At 65.4% G+C, this 24,493-nt stretch carries 25 protein-coding genes; 11 read left to right on the top strand and 14 right to left on the bottom strand.

Features of this window, described 5'->3' with window-relative positions:
- Nucleotides 1–33: 33 nt before the first annotated feature.
- The 5 genes from CN673_RS17125 to CN673_RS17105 form a co-directional block, all read right to left on the bottom strand.
- Nucleotides 34–744: an RES family NAD+ phosphorylase gene (locus CN673_RS17125; protein WP_370853068.1), complete on the bottom strand. Its 711-nt coding sequence runs from the start codon at nt 742–744 to the stop codon at nt 34–36.
- Complete coding sequence (locus CN673_RS17120; RefSeq protein ID WP_099867601.1) at nt 738–1,151, bottom strand: MbcA/ParS/Xre antitoxin family protein; 414 nt, start codon at nt 1,149–1,151, stop codon at nt 738–740. The genes CN673_RS17125 and CN673_RS17120 overlap by 7 nt, the downstream gene beginning before the upstream one ends.
- Before the next feature lie 58 nt (nt 1,152–1,209).
- A complete protein-coding gene (locus tag CN673_RS17115) occupies nt 1,210–3,030 on the bottom strand; it encodes a TRAP transporter permease (protein WP_245409969.1) in 1,821 nt (606 codons plus the stop codon).
- Nucleotides 3,031–3,114: 84 nt separating this feature from the next.
- Nucleotides 3,115–4,065 (bottom strand): TAXI family TRAP transporter solute-binding subunit, encoded by a 951-nt coding sequence (locus CN673_RS17110; protein WP_099867688.1) that lies wholly within the window; start codon nt 4,063–4,065, stop codon nt 3,115–3,117.
- Between the two features lie 14 nt (nt 4,066–4,079).
- Nucleotides 4,080–4,748, bottom strand: coding sequence for a GntR family transcriptional regulator (locus tag CN673_RS17105; RefSeq protein WP_099867600.1), 669 nt, complete (start codon nt 4,746–4,748; stop codon nt 4,080–4,082).
- Nucleotides 4,749–4,835: 87 nt separating this feature from the next.
- On the opposite strand from CN673_RS17105, the gene CN673_RS17100 reads away from it, so the two are divergent.
- The 6 genes from CN673_RS17100 to rpiB all read left to right on the top strand — a co-directional run bounded on the left by CN673_RS17100 (nt 4,836) and on the right by rpiB (nt 9,791).
- Nucleotides 4,836–5,582 carry an SDR family NAD(P)-dependent oxidoreductase gene (locus CN673_RS17100; protein ID WP_099867599.1) on the top strand — a complete coding sequence of 249 codons (747 nt, stop codon included), beginning with the start codon at nt 4,836–4,838 and terminating at the stop codon, nt 5,580–5,582.
- Nucleotides 5,583–5,698: 116 nt separating this feature from the next.
- A complete protein-coding gene (locus CN673_RS17095) occupies nt 5,699–6,460 on the top strand; it encodes a FadR/GntR family transcriptional regulator (RefSeq protein ID WP_099867598.1) in 762 nt (253 codons plus the stop codon).
- A 35-nt stretch (nt 6,461–6,495) separates the two neighbouring features.
- On the top strand, nt 6,496–7,488 hold the full coding sequence (locus CN673_RS17090; protein ID WP_099867687.1) for a TRAP transporter substrate-binding protein: 993 nt from the start codon (nt 6,496–6,498) through the stop codon (nt 7,486–7,488).
- Between the two features lie 80 nt (nt 7,489–7,568).
- A complete protein-coding gene (locus CN673_RS17085; protein WP_099867597.1) occupies nt 7,569–8,036 on the top strand; it encodes a TRAP transporter small permease in 468 nt (155 codons plus the stop codon).
- A 9-nt stretch (nt 8,037–8,045) separates the two neighbouring features.
- Nucleotides 8,046–9,320 carry a TRAP transporter large permease gene (locus CN673_RS17080; RefSeq protein ID WP_099867596.1) on the top strand — a complete coding sequence of 425 codons (1,275 nt, stop codon included), beginning with the start codon at nt 8,046–8,048 and terminating at the stop codon, nt 9,318–9,320.
- Nucleotides 9,321–9,344: 24 nt separating this feature from the next.
- Nucleotides 9,345–9,791 (top strand): ribose 5-phosphate isomerase B, encoded by a 447-nt coding sequence (gene rpiB, locus CN673_RS17075; RefSeq protein ID WP_099867595.1) that lies wholly within the window; start codon nt 9,345–9,347, stop codon nt 9,789–9,791.
- Nucleotides 9,792–9,803: 12 nt separating this feature from the next.
- On the opposite strand, the gene CN673_RS17070 is transcribed toward rpiB, so the two are convergent.
- Nucleotides 9,804–10,715, bottom strand: coding sequence for a LysR family transcriptional regulator (locus CN673_RS17070; RefSeq protein ID WP_370853066.1), 912 nt, complete (start codon nt 10,713–10,715; stop codon nt 9,804–9,806).
- A gap of 172 nt (nt 10,716–10,887) precedes the next feature.
- Between CN673_RS17070 and CN673_RS17065 the strand changes: the two genes are divergently transcribed.
- The 3 genes from CN673_RS17065 to CN673_RS17055 all read left to right on the top strand — a co-directional run bounded on the left by CN673_RS17065 (nt 10,888) and on the right by CN673_RS17055 (nt 13,924).
- Nucleotides 10,888–11,880, top strand: a complete 993-nt coding sequence (locus CN673_RS17065) for a tripartite tricarboxylate transporter substrate binding protein (protein ID WP_099867594.1) — start codon at nt 10,888–10,890, stop codon at nt 11,878–11,880.
- Nucleotides 11,881–11,954: 74 nt separating this feature from the next.
- Nucleotides 11,955–12,422 carry a tripartite tricarboxylate transporter TctB family protein gene (locus tag CN673_RS17060; RefSeq protein WP_099867593.1) on the top strand — a complete coding sequence of 156 codons (468 nt, stop codon included), beginning with the start codon at nt 11,955–11,957 and terminating at the stop codon, nt 12,420–12,422.
- On the top strand, nt 12,422–13,924 hold the full coding sequence (locus CN673_RS17055) for a tripartite tricarboxylate transporter permease (RefSeq protein WP_099867592.1): 1,503 nt from the start codon (nt 12,422–12,424) through the stop codon (nt 13,922–13,924). Before CN673_RS17060 ends, CN673_RS17055 begins: the two co-directional genes overlap by 1 nt.
- A 10-nt stretch (nt 13,925–13,934) precedes the next feature.
- Here CN673_RS17055 and CN673_RS17050 read toward each other — a convergent pair whose 3' ends face one another.
- Nucleotides 13,935–15,551: a bifunctional AfsR/SARP family transcriptional regulator/alpha/beta hydrolase gene (locus CN673_RS17050; protein WP_099867591.1), complete on the bottom strand. Its 1,617-nt coding sequence runs from the start codon at nt 15,549–15,551 to the stop codon at nt 13,935–13,937.
- 221 nt (nt 15,552–15,772) lie between these two features.
- Here CN673_RS17050 and CN673_RS17045 point away from each other — a divergent pair, with 221 nt between their 5' ends.
- Entirely contained in the window at nt 15,773–16,081 is a 309-nt protein-coding gene (locus CN673_RS17045; protein ID WP_099867590.1) for a hypothetical protein, read from the top strand.
- Nucleotides 16,082–16,226: 145 nt separating this feature from the next.
- Here CN673_RS17045 and CN673_RS17040 read toward each other — a convergent pair whose 3' ends face one another.
- The 3 genes from CN673_RS17040 to CN673_RS17030 form a co-directional block, all read right to left on the bottom strand.
- On the bottom strand, nt 16,227–17,285 hold the full coding sequence (locus tag CN673_RS17040; protein WP_099867589.1) for an alcohol dehydrogenase family protein: 1,059 nt from the start codon (nt 17,283–17,285) through the stop codon (nt 16,227–16,229).
- Nucleotides 17,286–17,423: 138 nt separating this feature from the next.
- Complete coding sequence (locus tag CN673_RS17035) at nt 17,424–18,716, bottom strand: four-carbon acid sugar kinase family protein (protein ID WP_099867588.1); 1,293 nt, start codon at nt 18,714–18,716, stop codon at nt 17,424–17,426.
- Nucleotides 18,713–19,972: a ribulose-bisphosphate carboxylase large subunit family protein gene (locus tag CN673_RS17030; protein ID WP_099867587.1), complete on the bottom strand. Its 1,260-nt coding sequence runs from the start codon at nt 19,970–19,972 to the stop codon at nt 18,713–18,715. Before CN673_RS17030 ends, CN673_RS17035 begins: the two co-directional genes overlap by 4 nt.
- 158 nt (nt 19,973–20,130) lie before the next feature.
- Between CN673_RS17030 and CN673_RS17025 the strand changes: the two genes are divergently transcribed.
- Nucleotides 20,131–20,856 carry a transcriptional regulator NanR gene (locus tag CN673_RS17025; RefSeq protein ID WP_099867586.1) on the top strand — a complete coding sequence of 242 codons (726 nt, stop codon included), beginning with the start codon at nt 20,131–20,133 and terminating at the stop codon, nt 20,854–20,856.
- A 25-nt stretch (nt 20,857–20,881) separates the two neighbouring features.
- Here CN673_RS17025 and denD read toward each other — a convergent pair whose 3' ends face one another.
- Genes denD through CN673_RS17005 form a run of 4 tightly spaced genes read right to left on the bottom strand, consistent with a single transcriptional unit; the run spans nt 20,882 to nt 24,449 of the window.
- Entirely contained in the window at nt 20,882–21,859 is a 978-nt protein-coding gene (gene denD / locus CN673_RS17020; protein WP_099867585.1) for a D-erythronate dehydrogenase, read from the bottom strand.
- A 2-nt stretch (nt 21,860–21,861) separates the two neighbouring features.
- On the bottom strand, nt 21,862–22,611 hold the full coding sequence (locus CN673_RS17015; protein WP_099867584.1) for a glucose 1-dehydrogenase: 750 nt from the start codon (nt 22,609–22,611) through the stop codon (nt 21,862–21,864).
- 45 nt (nt 22,612–22,656) lie between these two features.
- Nucleotides 22,657–23,934, bottom strand: coding sequence for a TRAP transporter large permease (locus tag CN673_RS17010; protein WP_099867583.1), 1,278 nt, complete (start codon nt 23,932–23,934; stop codon nt 22,657–22,659).
- On the bottom strand, nt 23,931–24,449 hold the full coding sequence (locus tag CN673_RS17005; protein ID WP_099867582.1) for a TRAP transporter small permease: 519 nt from the start codon (nt 24,447–24,449) through the stop codon (nt 23,931–23,933). The genes CN673_RS17010 and CN673_RS17005 overlap by 4 nt, the downstream gene beginning before the upstream one ends.
- Between the last annotated feature and the right edge of the window lie 44 nt (nt 24,450–24,493).

Raw genomic sequence — 24,493 nt, 5'->3', positions numbered from 1 at the left:
GCCACGTCTGTGCAGGCGTGAAAGGGTCCTGGATCAGACGATCTGGAAGATCGCGCCATTGTCGCGGTCACGGCAGAAATCGACGGCGCTTCCGTTCCAGTGATAATCGAGGTGGCGGCCCTGCGCCGCATCGGCAGCCAGGTCGGGGTAGAAAAGGCCGGCGCAGTCTCCGCCTTCGAAACGCACGCTGCGATAGACGACGCCTTGCGCGCCGCCTCGGCGCAGTTGTGCGCCGAGCACCTGGGCGTTGGCATAATCGTCCGGATGGAAGACCGCATCTTCCGCATGAGGCCGCAGATCATGCAGGCGGCCAGACACCTTCATGATGATCTCGCGAAATTGCGAGGTCCAGCCCGGCGGTTCGCGCGTTGCCGCCATGAACCTGCCGTGGTGATGGATCGTTTCGAACAGCGCGACCTCGAACCGATCGCCGACATAAAGCACACCGTAGGAACCGTCGGAAAAGCGGCTCGGGCGGTCGCGGCTGACATGGGTGAAGGGAGCCATCAGATAGCTTGCCCCCGGCCCGCCGACGCGGCGTTCGGGCGGCACGAGATCGAGCGTCCCGATCGTTTCCATCAGGCGCGGATTGGTCTTCTGCTCGGCTGAGATCAAGAGCGGCCAGTCGGCCGGATCGGCGATATCCTCGAAGAGATCGATGGGAGGATGCACGCTGCGTATGATGCGCCGCGCTGAAGGCCAGTCGACATCGGCGGCGCCGACCGCATCCGGCACGATCACCAGCCGCCGCGCTCCGCGTCGAGATAGCGGCGCACCCGCATGAGATCGGTCAGCTCGCCGCCAAGCATCACCTCGAGCGCCGGACGACCGCCGAACGCATCGTTGTCCTTGCGCACCCAGTCATAGCCGCGCTGCGGTTCGGAAAAGATGATCCTCAGCGCCTTGTGAATGCCCATCAGGTTGGATAGCCGCGCCTTGCCGTCCCTGTCGATCCGACCCGGTCCGTCCGCCTTCCAGCGCCGATAGGTCCTGACCGGCAGATCGAGCAGGATCGCCGCCTCATCGTCCGTCACCGCCCAGCGCCGAAGGAGATTGACGACGGCGCGAAACATCGCCGCCGCTTCGGGCTCGGATATCGGCGAGGGAATGAACGGATCGGCCGGGTTGTCGACGCGCAGAAGAGCAGGCATGACATGGTCTCCTATATGGCCGAATATAGGAAGTATGCTGCCATTTGGCAATACTTCGTCAGACCACGAAGATCACGGCCAGCCCGGTGATCGTCAGGCCGGCGCGCCAATACCATGCCTTGCGCGCGATGACCCCGTAGGAAACCGCCGTCAGGCCGAGCGCCAGTTTCAGCGCCGTCAGAAGCGCCATGCCGGGCGCCCCGCCGAAGCCGATCAGGTCCGGGTTGGCGATCATCGCGAGCGGGATGATGTAGAGCCCGACACCGAGCGCCATCGCCGTGAAGGCGACCTTCAACCAGTTCTCGCCGATCATCCCGGCCGCGATGAAGACCGCCCCGCACACCGGCGGCGTGATGGTCGACAGAAGCGCGAACCAGAAAACGAAGAGATGCGCCAGCAGCGGTTCGAGCCCCAGCGCCGTCAGGGCCGGCCCGGCGACCGAAACGCAGATCACGTAGGCCGCCGTCGTCGGCACCTCCATGCCGAGCACCAGGCAGGCGAGCGCCGTCAAGAGCAGCGCCGGCCAGAGCTGGTCGCCGGCGACCGACAGGATCATCGACGTGATCTTGACGCCGAGCCCGGTCATGGCGAGCACGCCGATGACGATCGAGGCGCAGATGATGATCGATGCAATCAGCGCGATCTGCCGTCCCGCCGTCACCAGCGCGTCGGCCATGCGCGTTGTGAAGCCGGCGACGGAGAATTCCAGCCGCACGTTGAAGAACAGCAGCAGCGCACCGGCGAAAATCGCGATCGAAGCGGCATATTGCGGCGTGTTTCCGGCATGGAACATGCGCTCCATCAGAATCGCGAAGGGGATGAGGAAGAACATCGACGTGACGACGACATCCCGGCGCGAGGGTTGCTGGCTTTGCTCCAGCGGGCGCAGGTCGAACCGCGTCGCATAGGCGTTGATGCCGACCCAGACGGTGAGGAAATAGAGAAGCGCCGGCAGGATCGCCGCGGCCATGATGGCGGGATAGGGCGTGCCGGTCAGTTCCACCATGACGAAGGCGCCCGCGCCCATCAGCGGCGGCATGATCTGTCCGCCGGACGAGGCCACCGCTTCCACGGCGCCGGCAAGCTTTCGCGGGTAGCCGAGGCGCACCATGGTCGGCATGGTGATCGCGCCGGTCGAGGCGACGTTGGCCGAGGCCGAGCCGGAGATCGAGCCAAACAGCGCCGAGGAAATCACCGACACCTTGGCCGCACCGCCCGTCAGGCGCCCGGCCGAAGCACTGGCGATGTTCATGAAGCCGCTGCCCGCCTCACCGGCGTTGAGCACCGCGCCAAAGATGACGAAGATCGACACGACGGTGACGCCGACGCCCGTCAGCGACCCCCAAAGACCGCCCTCCGCCAGCGTCAGAGTGCCCATGAAGCTCGCCATCGGCAGGCCGGGATGGCCGAACTCGCCGGGAATGTACTGGCCGAAGACGCCATAGGCGAGCGCACAGGCGGCGACGATCGGCAGCGGCCAGCCGATCGCCCGGCGCGCCATTTCCAGCGCCAGAAGCACAAGGAAGACGCCGAGCAGCATCTGGAAGTTGCCTTCGACGAAGCCGTACTGGCTGCCAATGGCCGCCTCGTTGAGGGCGATATAGCCGCACGCCGCGACGCCAAGGGCTGTCAGCGCCATTCCGCTCAGCCGCTCGGCTTGTCCACGCGCGGAAAAGACGAGGATCCATGGCATGGCCAGCGCCATGTGGATCGGCCGGCTGACCAGCGCCGGCGCCAGCCCGTAGAAGATCAGTCCAAGATGGAAAGCGACGGAGAGCGCGCCGAGCACGATCCAGACCGGATGCGCACGCTTGTCGGCCCTGTGGCCGACAGGCGCTGCAAGCCCGTCGGAGGCCGCGGTCTTCATCGCGCCCGTCATCGTGTTTCCTCCCTCAAATGCGCAACGGGCCGCTCAAGCGGCCCGTGCCTTTCCCGCCGGAGCGTCCCACGCCCCGTCCGTTCGTTATTGCGGCACGTCGATACCGGCTTCCTCATAGTAGCGCAACGCGCCGGGATGGATTTCACCGGCGATGTTGGCGACCATGCTTTCGGTGATGCCGCCCCACCAGGGCGAGGTCTCCGCCAGCGCCTCGCGCCGGTCCCAGAATGTCTTGGTGATCGTGTAGGCGGTTTCTTCGTCCATCTGCGACGTCGTATAGGCGATCACCGGCAGGGATGTCGTCTCCACGTCCTCGTCGATGCCCGAATAGGTGCCGCCGGGGATGGTCTGGTGCGCCGCGCCCGTCTCGGCGATCTGCTCCTCGGTCATCGATACGAGGCTGACCGGCAGGCTTGCCGCCGTCTCAATGACGTTCGGCGAAGGAAAGGAACCGGCCGTGACGAAGCCGTCGATCTGCCCGTTCTTCAGCGCATCCGGCCCGGCACCGATCTCGGCGTCGGCCACTTCGATCTTGTCGGCAAGATCGAAGAGTTCCATGTAGCGCTCGGCTTCGCGCGCGCCGAAGCTGCCGCGGCCGATCAGCAGGGTCTTGCCCCCCAGATCGTCGAGCGAGATGACGCCTTCTTCACCTGCCACGACGATCTGCATGGTGATCGCCGGGATCGGGAAAAGTCCGCGGATCTCCTGAAAGTTCGGGCTGTTGCGCTCAGCGAAGGGGCCTTCGCCGGAAAGCGCCTGCGTCACGAGGCCGGGCGGCGTGGTGAAGACGTAGTTGCCCGTGCGCGCCGCCGTTTCCATGACGTTCTGCACCGAGCCCTGGCTTTCCTCCAGCGTCAGGATGACCTCGCCTTCGGTGCCGGCCTTGATCGCCTCGGAGAGCTCGACGCCCATCTGGTAGTAGGCCGTGCCGGCGGCGGCCGACTTGTAGGTCACGCGGGTCTCGGCTCCGGCCGTGCCGGCGGCAAGAGCAAGCGCCGCCGTGGCGGCGAGCATCGTTGCGATGGTTTTTCTCATGAAGGTCTCCCTGATCATTTGCCCAGTTCGTTGGTTGCGTTGATGATGTGCGCGCGCAGCGCCGCCTCGGCCTCGGCGGCCTTGTCGTCGAGCACGAGATGAAGGATTTCCTCGTGCTCGCGGAACGAGGCGTCGCCGGGAATCGCAATGGCGTCGAGCGCAGCCAGCCGGTAGCGGCGCGTAAGGTCGTAGAGGCTGGCGATCTGCGCCAGAAGCGCCGGCGAGCCGCAGGCCTCGCACAAGGACATGTGATAGTCGCGGTTGCGCTGGTCCCACTGCACCGCGTGGCGTTTGCCGTCGCGTGCCACCAGAAGTTCGAGCTCGCGCAGGCCGTGATGAGCGCCGACGACCAGCGCGCGCCAGTCGACCGTTGCGTTCTGCATCGACCATCGCAGGCCGACGCATTCCAGCTCGCCGCGCACCCGCGTCATGTCGCGGAGCGTTTCGCGTGAATAGGCGCTGACGAAAAAGCCGCGCTGGGGCAGGGCGGTGACATAACCTTCGCCGGTCAGCACCGAGAGCGCCTCGCGCATGGAAATCGCGCTGACACCGAAGCGCGCGCGCATCTCCTCGATGCCCAGCCGCTCGCTCGGCCGCCACTGGCCCAGCGAGATCTCGCTTCTCAAACGATCGACGATCCGCTTGACGACCGGCTGGCCGGCCGCCGCTTCCTCCACCCGCATGAACCCTCCCGTTCCCGCTTGTCACTATAAGGCCGGGCCTATAGTGATCAACCAAAATATATTACGATTTGAACGGGAGGGTGCGGCATGCGCGTCAGCGTGGTCATCGGCGCGTGCGGCGGTCTGGGTCGGGTGATCGTCGACCGGCTTTGCGCCCGTGGCGATCGGGTGCTTCTCCTCGACCACCCGGACAACACCGATGTCGCCGCCGGGCTGATCGGCGCCCTTGCCGACGCCGACGCGCGGTTCGTGCCGTGCGACCTCGCCTGCGCCACCAGCATCGAGACGGCCTTCGAAAGCGTCGGCGAGGAAAAGCGCCTCGACGTCCTCGTCAACGCCGCCGGCATCATCCGGCGCGGCGCTTTCGTCGAGCTTTCCGCAAGAGATCTCGATGCCGTCTTCGCCGTCAACGTGCTCGGCGCGTTCCGCGCTCTTCAGGCCGGCGCCCGGCAGATGATCGCCAGTGGCGGCGGGCGCATCGTCAACATCGCGTCCGTGCACGGCTTGCGCACCAGCCCCGGCCGTTCGGCCTATGCCGCGTCCAAGGGTGCGATCCTTTCCCTGACCCGCGCCATGGCCGTGGAACTTGGCAGCCACAACATTCTGGTCAATGCCGTCGCCCCAGGCCCGGTCACCGCCGGCATGCAGGAAGGCGAGGCCTCGGCAGCACGGGGCCTGTGGACGCGCGGCACGCTCGGCGGCCGCGTGGCGCGCGCGGACGAGATCGCCGATGCGGTGATGTTCCTCGTTTCTGATGCGAACGGGTTCATGAACGGCGAAACGCTGACGATCGACGGCGGCGCCTCCGCGGCGATCGCGGCACCGGCGATCTGAGCAGTCGCTGCAACTGGTCTTACCAATTTTCTCCTGTCAGCGCTGTGAGTGCCGCAAGTGGTCTTGACTCTGCGTCTTGGTGTGACCTAACTGGTCTTACCACGGTGGGAGGAGCCATGTCGGACGCCGGCATCAAGACGGAACTGGAAGCGGGCACGGCTGGCGGGTCGGAGCGCGTCTTCGCGTTCTTCCGCGAGCAACTGCTGTCCGGCGCGCTGAAACCCGGCGACCGGCTCCTCGGCGAACGCGAGCTCAGCCTGCAGCTCGGCGTCGGCCGGCCGCTCCTGCGCGAAGTCCTGCGCTCGCTCGCCATGCTCGGCTTCCTCGACATCCAGCACGGGCGTGGCACCTTCGTCAGCGCCCCCGACCTCGACGTGCTGGGTGATTTCTTCACCTTCGCGCTCGCCCAGGAAGGCAACGTGCTGGACGACGTCGTCAACATGCGCATCGCGATCGAGTGCCAGGCCATCCGCCTGGCCTGCCAGCGCGCGCACAGCAATGACCTGAAGCGCCTCGGCGAGAAGCTGAAGGCGCTGACCGAGACGCTGCACGACCCCGATCGCGGAGGCCTGTCCGACTTCGAATTTCACAACACGCTGGTCGCGTGCAGCCACAGCCCGTCACTGATGACGGTCTACCGCTCCATCTCCGACCTTCTGATGCGCAGCCATGTCGAGCGCCGCCGCGACACGGTGGAGGTGCCGGCCATCATCGACGACCTCGTGGAATCGCACCGCCAGGTCTTCCTGTCGATCATGGAGCGCGATCCCGATGCGGCCGAGGCGCGGCTGCGCGAGCATTTTGCGATTGGCGACGAGATCCGTCGGCAAAACCTGATCGCCACCTACACCCGCAGGACAGGTGATCGGACGACTTGAAATAGCCTCACAACGATAAAGGGATGGAGGAAATCATGCTGAACAGACTGACCCGCGGCCTCACCGCCGCAACGCTCATTGCCGGCCTTGCGACGGCATCGGCCAGCGCTGAGGAACTGCGCTATGCTCACGTCGGCGCGGAAGGCGACATCCAGACGCGCTACGCGGCGGAAGTCGCCGAAGAAGTCGCCGCGGCGACCGACGGCGCGCTGACGATCCAGGTGTTCCCGGCCAGCCAGCTCGGCGGCGTCGCGGAAATGGTCGACGGCGTACGCATGGGGTCGATCTCCATGGGCCACCACGACTTCGCCTCGCTCGAGCGCATCGTTCCGGAAATCGCGGTCTTCAATGCGCCCTTCATCTATCGCGACGGCGCGCATGCGGTTGCCGCGACCGATCCGGAAACCTCGCCGGCGCTGCAGGAACTCAACGAGCAGCTCGTGGCCGAGGGTGGCGTGCGCATCATCGGACGCATCTATCGCGGCGCCCGCCACATCTCTTCGAATTTCGAAGTGAAGTCGCCCGAAGATCTCGCCGGCAAGCCGTTCCGGGCCGTGCCGCTCGATCTGTGGATCTCGATGGTGACCGGCTTCGGCGCGACGCCGACGCCCGTCGAGGTCGCCGAACTGCCGACCGCCCTGATGACCGGCCTCGTCGTCGGCCAGGAAAACCCGCTGACCATGATCACCTCCAACAAGCTCTACGAGGTGCAGTCGCACGTCGCGATGACCGGCCACATGCAGTCCGTCCTCGCCGTCTTCGTCAATGAGGATGCCTGGCAGGCTCTTGACGAGGAGACACGCAACACCGTGACGGAAATCCTCGACGCCAAGGCCGATGAATCGCTGCAATGGGCAACGGATTCGGAAGCTGAACTCGTCAAGGAAGTCGAGGATGCCGGCATGACGGTCATCACCGAGGAAGACGGTCTCGACATCGAAGCGTTCCGCGAAGCGGTTCTCGCGCAGATCAACGAGGACTTCCCCGCCTATACGACCTATATCGAGCAGATCGCAGCCGTCGAGTAACAGGCCGATCCTCCCGACCGGCCGGCGCGCCTGACGCGCCGGCCGGCACATCCTTCCCGTCCGTCCGCTAGGAGACCGCCATGCGTCTCGTTCCCCGCGCGCTCGAAGTGCTGTGCGTCGCCATCCTGGCGCTGCTCGTCGCCGTTCCCTTCATCCAGGTGATCGCGCGCGACGTCTTCGGCTCGGCCATCGTCGGCGCCGAGGAATTCACGCGCTTCCTGCTGATCGCGCTCGTCTTCGCAACCTATCCGCTGGCGGTGCGCTCCGGCGAGAACATCGTCATGGGCGAGTTCCAGGAAGCGCTGCCGCGGCGCGGGCGCATCGCGGCACGCCTTGCCGTCTCGATCCTGGCGATCGCCGGCTGCGGCTTCATGGCCTTCGTGACGTTCGGGTCGATCTTCCAGAACCTGTCCAATGCGACGCCGACGCTGCACATCCCGTTCTGGCTGTTTCTCGGCTTCACCTTCTGCGGCTTTCTCGGTGCCGCGCTCGTCCACCTCGTCCATCTGCGTCGTCCGCCGCAGATCGACACAAACGTCAGCCTCTGAGGCAAGACCATGGGCCTTCTTCTCATCGGGGCGTTTCTCGTCCTCTTCATGCTCGGTTTCCCGGTGGTCTATGCCATCATCCTGCCGTCGATCGCCTATGTGCTGATCGAGGGCTTTCCGCTCGGCCTGCTTGCGCAGCGCGTCACCTACGCGCTCGACAGCTTCCCGCTGGTCGCGGTGCCGGTGTTCATCTTCGTCGGCAACCTGATGAACCTGTCGGGCATCACCGACCGCATCTTTCATTTCGCCGACGTGCTCGTCGGGCGCATCCATGGCGGCCTGGCGCAGGTCAACATCTTCTCCAGCCTGATCTTCTCCGGCATGTCGGGCGCCGCGCTCGCCGATGTCGGCGGGCTTGGCCGTATCGAGATCGCGGCGATGAAGAAGCGCGGATTTTCCGCGCCGTTCGCCGGTGCGGTGACCGCCGCCTCCGCCGTCGTCGGGCCGATCTTCCCGCCCAGCATTCCGCTGATCGTCTACGGCTCCGTCACCAGCGTCTCCATCGTTCAGCTGTTGATGGCGGGCATCGTGCCGGCGCTCATCTGCGTCGTGCTCCTGATGATCACCGCCGCCATCATCGCCATCGTCAAGGACATGCCGCGATCCGAGCGCTGGCCTTCGCCGCGCGAACTGTTCACGGCGCTCCTGCCCGCGCTGCCGGCCATGCTCGCGCCGGTCTTCATGATCGCCGGCATGCTGCTTGGCCTGTTCACCCCGACCGAAGCGGCTTCGGTCACCGTGGTCTACGTCATCGTCATCAGCACGCTCTTCTACCGCGAGATGACCCTTGCGCATGTGTGGGAAGCGCTGATCATCACGGCGCGTAGCACCAGCGCGATCCTGATCATCGTCGCCGCCGCCGCATTGTTCGGCTGGATTCTCGCCGTCGAGCAGGTGCCGCAGGATTTCGCCCGTTTCATTCTGTCCATCTCGACCAACCCGATCATCCTGCTGCTGATCGCCAACCTGATCTTCTTCATCGCCGGCATGTTCCTCGATTCAACGACCGCAACGCTGCTCGTCGTGCCGGTCATCGCGCCGCCCATGGTGCTTGCCGGCATCGATCCGGTGCATCTCGGCATCATCGTCATCTTCAACCTGATGCTCGGATTGCTGACGCCGCCCATGGGCCTTTCGCTGTTCCTCGTCTCGTCGATCGCCAAGATCACGCTCAGGCAGCTTTTATGGGCGCTCATGCCGTTCTATGTCCCACTGGTGGCAACGCTTGCCATCATCACCTTCTCGCCGGACCTCGTGCTCTGGCTTCCCAGCTTCATTCGCTAGAGCTCCAACACCAAGGATCATGAAATGCGCATCGTCATCGGATCGGATCACGCAGGCTTTCCCCTCAAGGCGGCGATCGTGGAGCACGTGCGCGCGCTCGGTCACGACGTCGAGGATGTCGGCTCGCACGACGACAAGCCGGTGGACTTTCCCGATATCGCCAAGCAGGTGACGTCGGCGATCACCAGCGGCGCCAGCGAGCGCGGCCTGATGGTGTGCGGCACCGGCGTCGGCGCCTCGATCGCGGCCAACAAGGTCAAGGGCATCCGCGCCGCCGTCTGCCATGATGTGCATTCGGCCCACCAGTCGGTCGAGCATGACGACGTCAACGTCATGTGCATCGGCGCCCAGATCGTCGGCGCCTGGCTCGCCAAGGATCTCGTCACCGCCTATCTCGATGCAGAGTTCTCCACCGACGAGGACTTCCGCCGCCGCGTGGAAAAGCTGCACGCCATGGATGCCGAACGCTGACGTTCGGAGGGCTCACACGCCGCCCATCGTCTCGCGCAGCGACGCGACGAACTTCTCGGCGAAGCTGGAAATGACCGCGTCGCGCCGAAACGCCACATAGGTGTCGAACCCGGTCGGTTCGTCGATCGGGATGACGCGCAGCATGTCGGGCGGGATATCCTGCACGGAGAAGATGTCGAGCACGGCGACGCCCGCGTTCTGGCGTACCAGCGAGATGACGGTCGAGGAGAAACGCGCCTTGATCGGAATGGTGTAGGCAAGGCCGCTGCGCTCGAAAAGCCCGGCCATGATCCGCCCGTAAGGGTCGTTCGGGTCGATGCCGATCAGCGGATAGCGGGCGATCTCGGCAACCGATATGCTCGCCATCCCGGCGGCCTCGTGCTCCGGCGCCACGACGAAGACGAGACGCCCGCGCGCCAGCGGCTCGAAGACGAGCGCCGGATGGTGCAGGCGGTAGCTCATGCAGACCAGCTCGCCGCGGCCCAGCATGAGATAGTCGATCGCTTCCTCCAGCTTCAGGATTTCGATGTTCATCGAAAGGTCGGGGCTCGTTCGGCGCATGCTCAGCACCGCGCGCGGCACCATCGCGTTGGCGATGCTCGGCACCGCGCCGATGCGCAGCTCCACAGACTGGCCACGCTCCAGGTTCTCGATCGACACGTTGAGATCGTCGATCTTCCGGTGCACCTCGTTGATCTGGTCGAAGACGTGCGTGGCTTCCTTGGACGGCACGTAGCGCCCGCCCTGTCGCACGAACAGCCGAAAACCGATATTGGTCTCGATGTGCTTCATCGCCCGGCTGATGCCGGGCTGGGACACGTTGAGCAGCCGCGCCGCGCCGGCAAGCGACCCCGACACCATGATGGCGCGCACGATCTCGATCTGACGCAGCGTCAGCACATCCCTCTCCCAAAGACCATCCACGATCAATTCTATAATGTCATGTTATAGGATGAGTTCAAATTGGTATTTGTGTTACCGTTTGTGCTGTGGCATGTGCCGAGGGCAGGCGCATCTCGGGAGGAGAGCCGCGAGCGCAGCATCTTCGCCGCGATGATGGACGCCTGCTGAAAAGACGCCAATCGGGAGGATTTCCATGATCAGGACACTTATTCTGGCGGGTGCGCTCGCCACGACCGCAACCGTCGCCGCCGCTCAGGACTATCCCGAGCGGGAACTTCTCGGTGTCATCATGTGGGGAGCCGGCGGCGCGACCGATGTCGTGGCCCGCGCCGTGACCCCTGCCGCCGAGGAAGCGCTCGGCACGTCGATCGTCATGCTCAACAAGGCCGGCGCCGCCGGCGCGCTTTCGACCAACTACGTCCAGGCCGCCCCGTCCGACGGCTACACCGTCCTTTACGGCGCGGAAAATCCGCAGCTTCACGGCGTCATGGGCATGTCCGAGATCGACTATGACGACTTCTACCCCGTCAACATTCTCGGCCGCGGTGTCGGCGTCATCGTCGCCAGCCCGGATGCACCCTGGGACAGCTTCAAGGACCTCGTCGAGGATGCCCAGTCGCGCCCTGGCGAGATCAAGATGGGATCGACCGGCCCCGGCGGCATTCCCTATACCATCGGCGCGATGCTGAGCACGGTAGCCGACTATGAAGTCACGGCGGTCCCCTTCGACGGCGAGGGACCTGGCCTCACCGCGCTGCAGGGCGGGCATGTCGATTTCATGCCGGTCGGCGCATCCGCGGCATCCGAGCTGATCGAGGCCGGCACCGTCAAGGCGCTCGCCGTGTTCAATGCCGAGGAGATCGAGGCGCTGCCGGGCGTTCCGCCGATCACCGCGGACTACCCCGAACTCGAAAGCCTGCTTCCCTGGGGCCCGTTCTACGGCATCTTCGTCAAGTCCGACACGCCGGACGATATCAAGGCCAAGCTGGTCGAGGCCTACAAGACGGCGGCCGAGACCGAGAAGTTCCAGCAGCTGATGGCCGACAGCACCAACATCATGATGAACATCTCCGGAGACGAGGCGAGCGCATTCCTCCAGCAGTGGCAATCGGCCACCGCCTGGACGCTCGCCGATGCCGGTGCCGTCAAGGTCTCGCCGGAAGACCTCGGAATCGAGCGCCCCTGAGGCCATTCCGTGACCCTTGGGCGGCCGGCACGGTCCGGCCGCCCTGAAGCCGCGCCAGCGCAGGAGGTGAAACCGTGCAGCAGCAACCGACACAAGCGCCCGGCGCCTTCGCCTTCGCGCTCGTCCTCGTTCTCGCCAGTCTCGTTCTCGCCCATCAGGCGTGGTCGATCTCCGGCTTTTCTTCGCTCTCCTCGGCCGGTGTCTTCCCGATGCTGGCGACGGGAACCATGGTCGTCACCGGGCTGATCGTGCTTCTCGATGCGGCGCGACGGCGCCGGGCGGAAAACGGCGCCTCCTTTTTCGCCGACGTGGTCGCGCCACGAATACTGCTCTTTGCGGCGATGATCATCGGCTACATGCTGCTGCTCCAGCCACTCGGCTTCATCCTCGCCTCGTTCCTCTTCCTGTTTGCCGGCATGGCGTTCCTCTGGCGCGGCAATCTGTTGCGCACCCTCATCGTCAGCATCGTCGCGGTGGCGGCCATCTACGTTCTTTTCCGCTACGTCTTCGTCGTCGTCCTGCCGCGCGGGGTGATTTTCTGATGGAAGGTCTCGGCTACTTCTTCATGGCATGGCTCGATCCGAGCCTTCTGGCGATGACCGCGATCGGTACGCTCGCCGGCATCTATATCGGTGCCATCCCCGGCCTGTCGGTGACGATGGCCGCGTCGATCCTGATCTCATTCACCTTCACCTGGGACGTCAACGACGCGCTGGCGCTGATCGCCGGGGTCTATCTCGGCGGCGTCTATGGCGGCTCGCGCAGCGCCATCCTGCTCAACATACCCGGCGCACCGAGCGCCGTCGCCACCGCGCTGGACGGCTACCCGCTGGCCCAGCGCGGCGAGGCGGGACAGGCGATCGGCCTCACGACGGTCATGTCCGTCATCGGCGGCTTCGTCGGCATTCTGGCGCTCGCGCTCGCAGCGCCGCTGATCTCGCAGTTCGCGCTCCTCTTTGCGCCGCGCGACTATCTGCTGATCGCCATCATCGGCATCCTGCTCGTCGGCACGCTGGCGTCGAGCTCGCTTGCCAAGGGCATTTTCGCGGCCGCGTTCGGGGTCGTCATCGGCCTTGTCGGGATGGATCCGATGACGGCGGAAGGCCGCTTCACCTTCGGTCAGTTCCAGATGATGGGCGGCATTTCCTACGTCGCGGCGATGATCGGCTTCTTCGGGGTCGCCGAGGTGCTCTTCCAGATGCGCACCATCCATCTGCCAAGCGTCAAGCAGAAGGTCGGTCGTCTCATCCCTGAATGGCGGCTGGTGAAGAAATACATCCCGCTGTCGCTGCGCTCCTCGACCATCGGCGTCGTCATCGGCGCTTTGCCGGGCACGGGCGGCGACATTGCATCGCTCATCGCCTACGACCAGGCAAAGCGAACCGTCAAGAACCCCTCCCGGCCCTTCGGCGAGGGCGCCTATGAGGGACTGGTCGCCCCGGAATCGGCCAACAACGCCGCGGTCGGCGGCGCTTATGTGCCGATGCTGACCCTCGGCATTCCCGGCGATGCCGTCACGGCGATCATCATCGGCGCGCTTTACATTCACGGGCTGAAGCCAGGACCGCTGCTGATGGTGGAGACGCCGCATCTCTTCTGGTTCACCGTCGGCTGCCTGTTCCTTGCCAACATCTTCCTGCTGATCTTCGGGCTGACGGGCGTCCGGATCTTCTCCAAGCTTGTGGAGGCGCCGAAGGGCGTCATCCTGCCGCTGATCGTGGTGCTGTCGGTCGTCGGCACCTATGCGGTGCAGAACAGCCTAACCGACGTCTACTGGATGCTCGCCTTCGGCATCCTCGGCTATTTCCTCAAGGTCTACGGGTTCCCCGTTGCGCCAGTGATCCTCGGCGTCATCCTCGGGCCGCTGATGGACACGTCTTATCGCCGCGCGATGATATCGGCGCGCGACGATCTCTCACGTTTCTTCACCGAGTTCTTCACCAGCCCGCTGTCTCTGGCGCTGACGCTGTTCCTGATCTTCATCATCGTCAGCCAGACGCCGCTGTTCAAACGGCGATCGAAAGCTGCCGAAGCGGACGGCTGAACGCCGTCCGTCAGCCGCCATGCTCGATCAGGAAACGGCCAATCTCGGCCGTCATCACCTCCCACGCCGGATCGTGGCCGAGGATGATGTGGTTCTCGCTCTCCAGCGTGACGAGACGGGCATTGGGAATGCCGACGGCCAGCATCCGGCCCTGGGCGAGGGGCACGCGCCGATCATGGCGCGAGTGCAGGACGAGCGTCGGGACACCCACCGCGCCGAGCAGGTGGCGCACGTCGATGTCGGCAAACACCTTGAGAAAGCGAACGGCATTGGCCGGTGAGGTCGTCTGGCGCTGGAACTCGTCGAACCAGGCCAGTTCGTCGGCGGTGGCGTTGGGCATGAAGGTCTGTGAAAAGATGTGCCGGTAGGCCGGATTGTTCTGGCCCCAGCCGTGATAGGTCAGCGTCATCACCGCTTCGCGCTGGCCGATCTCCTCCTCGCTCGCACCGATGCGCCAGCCATGGGCATAGCCGCCGATCAGCACCAGCGCGCTGACGCGCTCGGGATGGCGCACCGCGTAGTCGATCGAGACGGCACAGCCTTGCGACATGCCGATCAGCGGAAAACGATCGAGGCCGAGTGCGTCGACGACCGTTTCGAGATCCTCCACGAATGCGTTGAACGACAGATCCTCCACCTCCCAGTCCGACAGGCCGTTGCCGCGTTCGTCGTAGCGGATGAACCGCCGGCCGCGGGCATAGGACTGAAACGTCTTGCCCCAGATCGGGCTGTCCCAATCGAGTTCCAGATGGTTGAGCCAATTGGCGGTCTTCACCACCGGCGGTCCATCGCCGACGCTGGCATAGGCGATGCGCACCCCGTCGGGCGCCGTGCAGAAACTGATCGTCTGATGCTTGAGCAATTGGCGGGCGGATGGCGGCGCGATCGGATGATCGGCCACCCGGCGGCCCGCGCCATGCGCCTCAATCCGCGGCGTCTCCTCGATGGGGGCGACGCCGCTCGCCTGAGCCGTGCGGTTGAAGGCAGCTATCACCGAACGGGCCTCGTCCACGCGCCCGAGCGCCTGCAATGCATGAGCGAGGAACAGCGCCGCCGGCTCGCTCAGCGGGTCGATTTCCAGCCAGCGACGGCCGTAGCGGGGCCGCGCGACCGGCTCCAGATCGGGATGCTCGCATAAACGCTTGATCACCGCGAGGCGCAGTCGCTCGGCTTCGGCACGTTCTTCGATCAGCCAGAACTGATAGCTTTCCTGACGCGGCAGGTCGTACCCGTCGAGCAGAGGGGTCGCCAGCGCTTCCTCCATACGCTCCAGCCGGGCGACGGAAAGATCATCGCCATTTTCTATCGCCCGGCGGATGGCGATCAGGTCGACGTCGACCGTTGCCATGTCGAGAGCGGCGCGCTCGCGGTCGGCGTGGATACGGTCGAGCCCGTTCTCGTTGACGACCGCCCTCAGTTTGCTGAGCGACCAGCGCACCGCACCGCGCGGGTCGTCCGGTACGTCCCACAAGAGTTCGCAAAGCCGTTCGCGCCGGTGCGGCCGGCCGGTGAGTGCGAGATAGGCGAGAAGGGCGCGCGTGCGCTTCGATGAGGGCAAAGGGACCGCTTCGCCGGCCCGTCGAACCTGAAGCTCCCCGAGAACACTGATCGCCAGCCGCGGCGCCATGACGAAACCCGACGCAGTACGAAGCCCCCCGGCTCCGGGCGATGTGTCATTTTACACCTTGCCGCACCCAAATACCACGCTCGTTACCACGCTCGTTCACATGGGCCAGCGCGATAACGCTTTCCGTCGCAAGGCACCGCGCAAAAACGCCCCGGGCCCCGGCATTCATCATCAAAAACACCATGGCCGGGAAAGGCCGCTCAGAGGAAGGGACAGTTCCAATGACATATCTTGCAGCAGGCGCCGCATTCGCGGCAATTCTCGCAGCCGGCACCGTGTTCGCCGGAGAGTTCGACGCCGACAACGGCTTCGGCGATCATTCTCCGGCGTCGCAGGTTCTGACGGACCGCATCGGGTCGCAGGCGACGACGGGCCTCGACATGCGTCCCACCGCGGCCATTCGCGACGACGGCATGGGCCGCGGGGAATACTCCGCCACCTACGGCTTCGGCGATCATCCCAAGCGACACAGCACGCGGGCGCGCCAGTCGACGCTCGATGCCCTGCCGTCCTGGGTCCCGGTCCGATAAGGACCGGTGGGGGAGCCGTTCGGCCCAAGGCGCCCCACACATTGCGGCCGACGGTTCCCCATAGACGAAGCGGCCGGTCCGGAGAATATCCGGGCCGGCCGCTTCGCCGTCTGCGAAGGCCGTCAACACCGCAGATGTCCTCGCGTCAGCGCCTGTCGCTGACTTCGATCCCGATCTTGCCAATGTGGGCTTTCTGGAGGAAGGCCTCCTGAGCCGCCCGCAATTCGCGAAGTGGAAAGGTCTTGGCGACCACGGGCCGGATTTCGCCGGCCTCGATGTATCCGACCAGATCCGCGAAGACACGCCGCTCCTGCCTTGTGCTTCCGATGAGTGTGAGGTCTGCAAGGTAAAGCGTCCTCAGATCAAGCTCGACGATTGGACCGGCAATCGCCCCGGACGTGACATAGCGTCCTCGAACCCTCAACGTTTCCAGTAGTTCGGGCCAGCGCGGTCCGCCCACCAGATCGAGAACAACGTCGAATGCGCGTTCGGGAAGCGCTTCGCCCCGATCGAGCGCGTCGTCCGCGCCGAGCGCCTTCAGCGCATCCATCTTTTCAGGGCTCGTAACAACCGTCACATCCGCACCGCGTCGCTTGGCAAGCTGCACCGCAGCCGAGCCGACACCGCCCGATGCGCCGGTGATCAACACGCGCTCCGCACCCAGCGACGCACGCTGAATCATGCCTTCGGCGGTAGAGAAAGCGCAAGGGAAGGACGCAAGTTCGACATCCGTGAGGCGGCTGTCGACCGGCAAGGCATTGTCCGCTTCGACGGTCGTGTATTCGCAAAAGCCGCCATCGCGCTCTGAACCGAAAGTCTCCAGCGTGTCTGCGCCCGAGCCTGCCGGGCGGTACATCGGGCGAACGAGGACACGCTGACCTAAACGTGCGTCGTCGACATCTTCGCCGACCGCGACGATCTCGCCGCAGCAGTCCGCGCCTTGTATGCGTGGAAAACGCAACGCTCCGGCCCAGCCACCATCAGCGTCGGACGCCCCACCATACCCTTGTGTTGCGGCCGATCCCGTGTCGCCTCTGACGGACTTGGAATACCAGCCGGTGCGTGTGTTCACATCGGTGTTGTTGACCGCCGAGGCGCCCACCCGGATCAGCACTTCACCCTTCATGACAGACGGGACCGGTACATCCTCGCGCCATTCCAGCTTCTCGAGCCCACCATGGCCGGTCAGCACGATTGCACTCATCGTTTCAGGGAGAGACACCGCGGCAGCTCCTATGCAGCTCCCGTCTCTATCTAGGCAGTTCCAGCACGACGCATAGAGTCCTCGATGGCGATTCCGTCAGGTTGACGCCAGCAACGCCGCGAGGGTGCAGCCGCGCGTTCACAGCCGGCCGTCGCGCAGATCGGCGAAATAGCTGTCGCCGCCGATCTGGCCGCCCTTCAGCAGCAGTTCGAGCGGCGGGCGTTCGTTGCCGAAATGCGCCAGCGACACCGGCGATCCAGGGCTTTGCGGGACCGGCTTCCTCAAGGTCAGCGCCAGGACGCCGAGTTCGGCGACGGCATGGCTCGACGTGTCGCCGCCGGCAACGGCAATTCGCGACAGACCATGCCCATCGACCAGCCGGGCAAGAAGCGCACCAAGCGCCCGGCCCGTCGCGGCGCCGCCATCCTCTCCGGCGCGACCCGTCGCCGCGCCGAGTGCCGTATAGACAAGCGGGCTCTTGCCATCGCGCAGCGCCGCATCGGCCCTCGCGAGAGCTGCCCGAAAAGACGGCCCCTCAGGGCCCTCTGCGCCGAGAGCGGCGTGATCGACGGCAATGCCCTCGAACCCGGCGGCGCAGGCCGCGCGGATCTGGCGCTCCGTCGTTGGCGAGCAGCTGCCAGACACCACGGCGATGCGCTCCTGCGGCGCAAGTGGTTCGAATTTCTGCGGCGAAGCGCCGGCCAGGAGCGCATATTCGACACCCGACGAGCCGATGACGAACCGCCGGCCGGCATCTGCCATGGCGCGCAGCACAGCGCCCGCGCGATGTTGGCTCGTAGCATCGTGGACATCGACGAGGAGGCCGCGCGCGCCGCCCTCTGCTGCGTGTGCGATGCGCTTGGACCAGTCGCACGCATCGGCCGGCAGCAGCGCCACGGGATGATCGGTTTGACCGGCCAGATGGCGCAGCAGATCGGCTTCGCCCATCGGTGTTGCGGGATGGCGGCTCATGACGGGATGGCGGTCGATGCGATAAACGCTTTCGCCATAGGCGGCGAAGAGATGACCGTAGAAGGTATAGCGGCGAAGCTGCGGCGCGCCGACGACGATCGCCGCCATGTCCTGCCCGAAGACGTCGAGCCCGATCTCCAGCGCGCGGCCGATCGAGCCACGCTCCGGCGCGCTGTCGAAGGTCGAGCACACCTTGTAGTGGACGATCGTTGCCGGCTCGGCCGCAAGCCAGCGAAAGGCGACCGGCAGTTCTGCCGACATCCATTGAGGCGTGCGGCTGCGGCTCGACCCGGCGAGGCCGACCGCTGCAAAACCGGAAAAGCGCGCGCGCTCCTCGCGCGTCGGGATGCGGGTGAACAGCACCGTCGGCACGCCGTTGCCCGAAAGCGCCTCCATCACGTCGGTCGACCCGGTGAAATCGTCGCCGTAGTAGGCGAGCGAGAGAGCCTGCTTGCTCATCGCCGCTTGGCCTTGAACAGCTCGAGCGCCTGGGCGAGTTCGGGATGGCTTGCCGCGTGACGGTCGACGGGAATGCCGGCGATCGCGGCATCGGCCGCTTGGCGCAGGCTTGCAACGCCGCCGGCAACGCCGCCCGGATGGCCCATGATGCCGCCACCGGCGCAATAGATGAAGCCGGTGGAGGCAAGCGCCCGGTAGGTCGGCTCCATCTGCACCGCCGTTTGTCCCGACGAAAAGACCGGCATCGCCTTGAACGCGGGCAGCGGCGCGGCAAAAAGCGGCTCGCCGACGGCACGCGCCGAGGCGATGACCGAGGCGTCGCTTTCGGAGAACTTGTTGGCGATGCCGTTGACGTGCAGATGATCGGCCCCGGCCAGGCGCCAGAACTTCTGCCAGGCGGGATAGGCGATGCCGATATCCGGCGAGCGCTGATAAAGACCCCAGCCATTGCGGTGGCCGTGCAGCGGCAGTGCGGCATGACGGCGGATCGCCGCCATGCCGGCGAGCCCGATGGCATGAAGGCTCACCATCAGGCAGGTGCCGCCAGCCTTCGCGACGAGATCGGCATTGCGCTTCATCTCGTCGATCTCGCCGGTGATGTTGAAGGCGTACATCGCCTTGCGGCCGGTGCGCTCGGCGTGGCGGTTGACAACTGTCATCACCTTCTCGACGCGCTCGGCAAGCGGACAGTGGGAGCCGTTCGCCTGCAACTCGTCATCCTTGATGAAGTCGATGCCGCCGGCGATGAGCTGATCGGCGAGCGCCGCCGTCTCGTCGGGCGAGAGGCCGACGCTCGGTTTGACGATGGTGCCGATCATCGGCCCCGATGTCAGCCCGGCCAGCGCCAGCGTGCCTTCCACACCGAAAGCCGGGCCGGGGCAGGCACGGGCGAAAGCCGGTGGAAAGGTGATGTCGAGAAGGCGAAGCGCGGAGACCTCGGCAAGCTCGAAAAGGTTCCCCGCGACCGTCGCCAGCACATTGGTCAGCGACGGCCCCATGTTGGCAAGCGGCCAGGAGATGACGATCTCGCCGCGCTGGTAGCGGATGCCTTCTGTGACACAGGGCAGGGCAGGGCGGTCGGAGGCCGATCGCTCGATCACCGATTCCACCCGCGCGCCGGAACGGGCAAGCAACGCATCCGTTTCGCCCGGCAGTCGCATGAACGTGCCGGATGATTGTTCGCCCGCGATCACCGCGGCCGCATCGGCAAGCGGCAGCGGACTTTCCAGTTCGTAGCGCGCGACAAGTCTTTCCATCAACGGTCCCCCGATATCCCTCCGAGCCATTATCATCTTGTCATACCAGTTGACAAGTTCTTGCAGTCGCGTAGCTTTGGATAGTGGGCACCGCGCGGTTCACCCGCGCATGCGATCGCGCTAGAAAGGGCATCGTTCTGAGGAGAAACGGGAGCGCAATGGACAGCTTCAACGACGGCGCGCCCGGCGCGGACAGGATCGTTCGGCGCAAACTGTCCGACCAGGTTCTCGACCGCTTGCGCGAGATGATCGTGCGCGGCGAGTTGGCGCCCGGCGATCCGATGCCCTCCGAACGGGCGCTGATGGAGCGTTTCGGCGTCGGACGGCCGGCGGTGCGCGAGGCGCTGCAATCGATGCAGACCATGGGACTGATCACCATTTCCCACGGCGAACGGTCACGGGTCAGCCCGCTTTCTGCCGAGGCGGTCTTTCGCCAGGCCGACGCGGCCGCGCGGCTTCTGCTTTCCGCCTCGCCCGACAATCTGGAAAACCTCAAGGAAGCGCGGCGGCTGTTCGAACTCGGCATGGTCCGCATCGCGGCCGAAAAGGCGAGGCCCGACGATATCGCGGCGCTGCGCACGCTGATCGATGCGCAGCGCGAAAAGCTTGGCGACCCGCCCGCCTTCATCCGCGCCGACATCGCCTTTCACACCCGCATCGCAGGCCTTTCCGGCAACCCGATCTTCGTCGCCGTCAGCGAGGCGATGCTGAACTGGCTTTTCACCTACCACACCGATCTCTTGATCTGGTCGGGCCAGGAAGAGGTGACGCTGCGCGAGCATGCGCTGATCGTCGACCGGATCGGCGAGGGAGCCGAGACGCGCGCAGTCGAGGCAATGCGCGTTCACCTCGACCGCTCGGCCGATCTTTATCGCCATCATTGACGCCGATGACGGGGCCTTGGAGAGATCACCGGCCGCCTGCATCCTCCAGATGCGCCGTCACGATTGCATCGAACGATGCGTCCGGGACAAATCCGAGCGCCAGCGCCCGTTTGGCATTAAACGCCTTCGGCCAGGTCGAGATGATCGCCTCGATCGCCTGATCCGGCTGGCGGCGGATCAGGGCCACCGCCTCCTTGCCGCCGAAGCGTTCCAGCGCGGCAATCTCGTCGGCGACCGTCGCCGATACGCCCGGCATGGTGAGGTTGCGGCGCCCGTCGAGCTTGGCCGTATCGATCGCGGCGGCATGAACGAGATAGCCGATGGCCGCGCGTGGGCTGGCGAACCAGTGGCGCACGTCTTCACCGACAGGAAGCACCGCCTCCTGCCCGGCCAGCGGCTCGCGCAGGATATTGGAGAAGAACCCCGAGGCGGCCGCGTTGGGCTTGCCCGGCCGGATGCAGATCGTCGGCAGGCGCAGGCCGATCCCGTTCATGAAGCCGCGCCTGCTGTAATCGGCAAGCAGCAACTCGCCGATCGCCTTCTGTGTGCCATAGCTCGACATCGGCGTCAGGATCTGGTCGTCGCCGATGACGTCGGGCAGCGGAACGCCGAAGACGGCCAGCGATGAGGCGAAGACGACGCGCGGGCAATAGCCCGACGCCGCGTTCTCGACCCGGATCGCCTCGAAGAGCGCGCGGGTCGCATCGAGGTTGATGCGGTAACCCTTGTCGAAGTCCCGCTCGGCCTCGCCCGAGACGATGGCCGCGAGATGGAAGATGACGTCCGGCCGCCCGGCAAGAAGCCGCGCGGCGACACCCGCCTCGGCAATGTCCCCGGTCTCAACGCACAGGCGCCCATCGCCATCGCCGATCGCGGCGGGCGCCATGTCGAAGAGGGTCAGGCGTTCGAGCGGTACTCCGCCGGCCTCGCCATTCTCCAGCAACGCTTGCGCAAGGCGCAGACCGAGCATGCCGGCACCGCCGATGATGAGTATCTTTGCCATGGTCAGATGCAGCGGCCGCCGTCGACCTCGAGGCAGACGCCGGTGATGAAGTCGGCCTCGTCGGACGCCAGGAACCCGCAGGCCTTGGCGATGTCGATGGGCAGCGAAAGCCGGCCGAGCGGGATGCCGGCAATGACCTTGGCGCGCGTTTCCGGGGTGTCGTCGCCGGGCAGGAACTGATCGGTCAGGCCGGTCTCGCCCATCACCGGATTGATGGCGCACACGCGGATCTTCTTCTCGGCGAGCTCGGCGGCCATGGACTTGGTGATGGCGATCGCGGCGCCCTTGGAGCCGTTGTACCACACAAGGCCAGGGCGCGGGCGCACGCCGGCCGTCGAGGCGATGTTGATGATGACGCCGCCGCCATTCTTCTCCAGCACCGGCACACCGTGCATGGCGGCATGATAGAGCGACTTGACGTTGACGGCGTAGACCTTGTCGAAGGTCGCCTCGTCGACATTGAGCATCGACTGGTTCTTGTGCGTCGTGCCGGCATTGTTGACGATGATGTCGAGCTTGCCGAAATGCTTCACGGCCGCGTCGATCATCGCCTTGGTGTCGTCGCTTTTCGTCACGTCGGCCGTGAAGGCGCGCGCGGCATCTCCTATGGCGCCGGCGACCTTCTCGGCCGCATCAGTGCGGATATCGACGACCAGCACCTTGGCGCCTTCACTGGCGAAGTAATGCGCGATGCCTTCGCCATAGCCCCCGCCGGCGCCCGTTATCAGCGCGACCTTGTCTTTCAGTTTCATGGTTCACTCCTCGATGTGATCATTGGGGGCAGGCGGTGAAGGCCGTCATCGGTAGAGCCACTCGACGAGGCCAAGGGAAATGAAGGGAACATAGGTCACGAGCAGGACGCAGCCCATCACCACGGCCACCATCGGCACCAGCGCGGGGATGATGCGCTGGATCGATATGTTCGCCACCGCGCAGGCTGCGAAGAGATTGACCCCCACGGGCGGCGTGAACATGCCGAGCGCCAGGTTGACGACGATGATGAGCCCGAAATGCACCGGATCGACGCCATAGGCGATGGCGATCGGCGTCAGCAGAGGCGCCAGCACGAGGATTGCCGCCGAGGTTTCGATGAACATGCCAACAAGGAACAGGAAGATGTTGACGGCGAAAAGAAACGCCACCTTGTTGGTGAAGACCTGCTGCACCCATTCGGCGATGATCGACGGCAGGCCGCTGCGCGTGACGAGGAAGGAGAACAACCCCGCGCCGGCGATGATGATCATGATCACCGTGCTGGAAATCACCGACTGGCGAAAGGCCGCGTGGATCGAGGCGAATGTCAGCGCACGGTAGACGAACAGGCCGACGAACAGCGCGTAGACGACGGCGATCGCCGAGGCCTCGGTCGGCGTGAAGACGCCGCCATAGATGCCGCCCAGCACCACGAAGGGCATGAGAAGCGCCCAGAATGAACGCACCAGCGCCTTGAGGAATGGTTGGCTCTCGCGCCCGTCATCCTTGCCGTAACCCTTGATGCGGCACAAAACGAGCAGGTAGACGAAGAGGGCCGCCGCGACCAGGATGCCCGGCCCGACGCCGGCGAGGAACAGCTGGCCGATCGAGGTTTCCGTCGAAACGCCGTAGAGGATCAGCGGGATCGATGGCGGGATCAGGACGCCAAGCTCGGCCGAGGAGGCCTGGATCGCCGCCGCCGTGCCGACCGGGTAGCCGTGCTTGACCATGGCCGGAATCAGGATGACGCCAATGGCGAAGGTGGTCGCCACCGACGAGCCGGAGACCGAGGCGAAGATCATGCAGGTGATGACGCAGGTGCAGGCAAGTCCGCCCTGAATGCCGCCGACCATGGATTTGGCGAGGTCGACCAGGCGCTCCGAAATGCCGCCCGCCGCCATCAGGTTCCCCGACAGGATGAAAAGCGGCACGGCGAGCAGCGGGAAGGAATCGAGGCTGGTGAAGACCCGCTGCGCGACGAGCAGCAGCGGCACGCTGGAAAAGAACTGCACGCCGAAAGCGCTGGCGAGCACCAGTGATACGCCGATCGGCACGGCAAGCGAAAAGAGGATGAGCAGCGAAAAGGCGAGGGCGGCGTTCAAACCGATCCCTCCACGTTCTTCAGCTCGTCGTCATGCGCCCCCGCTGGCTCGCGCCAGACCTCCATCATCCGCGCGATGACGCCGAAAAGCGCCAGCGCGGAGCCGGCGGGAAGGGCGGCATAGACCCAGGCGATGGTGATGCTCATTCCGGCAAGGTTCTGGCTGCGTACCCTCAAGGCCATTGCTGTGCCATACCAGATCAGGATGGCGAGGAAGACAAGCGAGGCGACGCCGACGATCATGTGGACGATCCGGCGCATCGCCGGCGGGCTGAGGTCGACAAGAAGATCCACGGCGATCATCGAGCCCATGCGGAAGGCCGCCGCCAGCCCGAGAAAGACCATCCAGATCATGGCCGAGCGCGCGGCGACTTCCGACCAGGCGGACGGATGGCCGAGCACGAACCGGGTGACGACCTGATAGAAGGTAAGCGCGACGACCAGCGCCATGGCGATGATCGCCAGTTCCAGCGCTGTGCGCGTCAGGCGCCGTTCGACGGCGAGAAACCAGTGCATGGGAAGCTCCCTTAAGCCGGCCGCGACGGGCGCGGCCGACTCAA

Source organism: Neopararhizobium haloflavum (assembly GCF_002750855.1).
In the GTDB taxonomy this organism is placed as follows: Bacteria; Pseudomonadota; Alphaproteobacteria; order Rhizobiales; family Rhizobiaceae; genus Georhizobium; species Georhizobium haloflavum.
The sequence above is the reverse complement of the archived record's forward strand: the minus strand, read 5'-3'. Positions and strand labels throughout refer to the sequence as shown.

Coding starts and splice junctions, on each gene's coding strand:
- CN673_RS17110 (WP_099867688.1), bottom strand. CDS start 4,065: ATGAGAAAAACCATCGCAACGATGCTCGCCGCCACGGCGGCGCTTGCT.
- CN673_RS17095 (WP_099867598.1), top strand. CDS start 5,699: ATGTCGGACGCCGGCATCAAGACGGAACTGGAAGCGGGCACGGCTGGC.
- CN673_RS17040 (WP_099867589.1), bottom strand. CDS start 17,285: ATGAGTGCAATCGTGCTGACCGGCCATGGTGGGCTCGAGAAGCTGGAA.
- rpiB (WP_099867595.1), top strand. CDS start 9,345: ATGCGCATCGTCATCGGATCGGATCACGCAGGCTTTCCCCTCAAGGCG.
- CN673_RS17015 (WP_099867584.1), bottom strand. CDS start 22,611: ATGAAACTGAAAGACAAGGTCGCGCTGATAACGGGCGCCGGCGGGGGC.
- CN673_RS17050 (WP_099867591.1), bottom strand. CDS start 15,551: ATGGCGCCGCGGCTGGCGATCAGTGTTCTCGGGGAGCTTCAGGTTCGA.
- CN673_RS17100 (WP_099867599.1), top strand. CDS start 4,836: ATGCGCGTCAGCGTGGTCATCGGCGCGTGCGGCGGTCTGGGTCGGGTG.
- CN673_RS17120 (WP_099867601.1), bottom strand. CDS start 1,151: ATGCCTGCTCTTCTGCGCGTCGACAACCCGGCCGATCCGTTCATTCCC.
- CN673_RS17025 (WP_099867586.1), top strand. CDS start 20,131: ATGGACAGCTTCAACGACGGCGCGCCCGGCGCGGACAGGATCGTTCGG.
- CN673_RS17105 (WP_099867600.1), bottom strand. CDS start 4,748: ATGCGGGTGGAGGAAGCGGCGGCCGGCCAGCCGGTCGTCAAGCGGATC.
- denD (WP_099867585.1), bottom strand. CDS start 21,859: ATGGCAAAGATACTCATCATCGGCGGTGCCGGCATGCTCGGTCTGCGC.
- CN673_RS17045 (WP_099867590.1), top strand. CDS start 15,773: ATGACATATCTTGCAGCAGGCGCCGCATTCGCGGCAATTCTCGCAGCC.
- CN673_RS17085 (WP_099867597.1), top strand. CDS start 7,569: ATGCGTCTCGTTCCCCGCGCGCTCGAAGTGCTGTGCGTCGCCATCCTG.
- CN673_RS17090 (WP_099867687.1), top strand. CDS start 6,496: ATGCTGAACAGACTGACCCGCGGCCTCACCGCCGCAACGCTCATTGCC.
- CN673_RS17035 (WP_099867588.1), bottom strand. CDS start 18,716: ATGAGCAAGCAGGCTCTCTCGCTCGCCTACTACGGCGACGATTTCACC.
- CN673_RS17080 (WP_099867596.1), top strand. CDS start 8,046: ATGGGCCTTCTTCTCATCGGGGCGTTTCTCGTCCTCTTCATGCTCGGT.
- CN673_RS17005 (WP_099867582.1), bottom strand. CDS start 24,449: ATGCACTGGTTTCTCGCCGTCGAACGGCGCCTGACGCGCACAGCGCTG.
- CN673_RS17115 (WP_245409969.1), bottom strand. CDS start 3,030: ATGACGGGCGCGATGAAGACCGCGGCCTCCGACGGGCTTGCAGCGCCT.
- CN673_RS17030 (WP_099867587.1), bottom strand. CDS start 19,972: ATGGAAAGACTTGTCGCGCGCTACGAACTGGAAAGTCCGCTGCCGCTT.
- CN673_RS17065 (WP_099867594.1), top strand. CDS start 10,888: ATGATCAGGACACTTATTCTGGCGGGTGCGCTCGCCACGACCGCAACC.
- CN673_RS17055 (WP_099867592.1), top strand. CDS start 12,422: ATGGAAGGTCTCGGCTACTTCTTCATGGCATGGCTCGATCCGAGCCTT.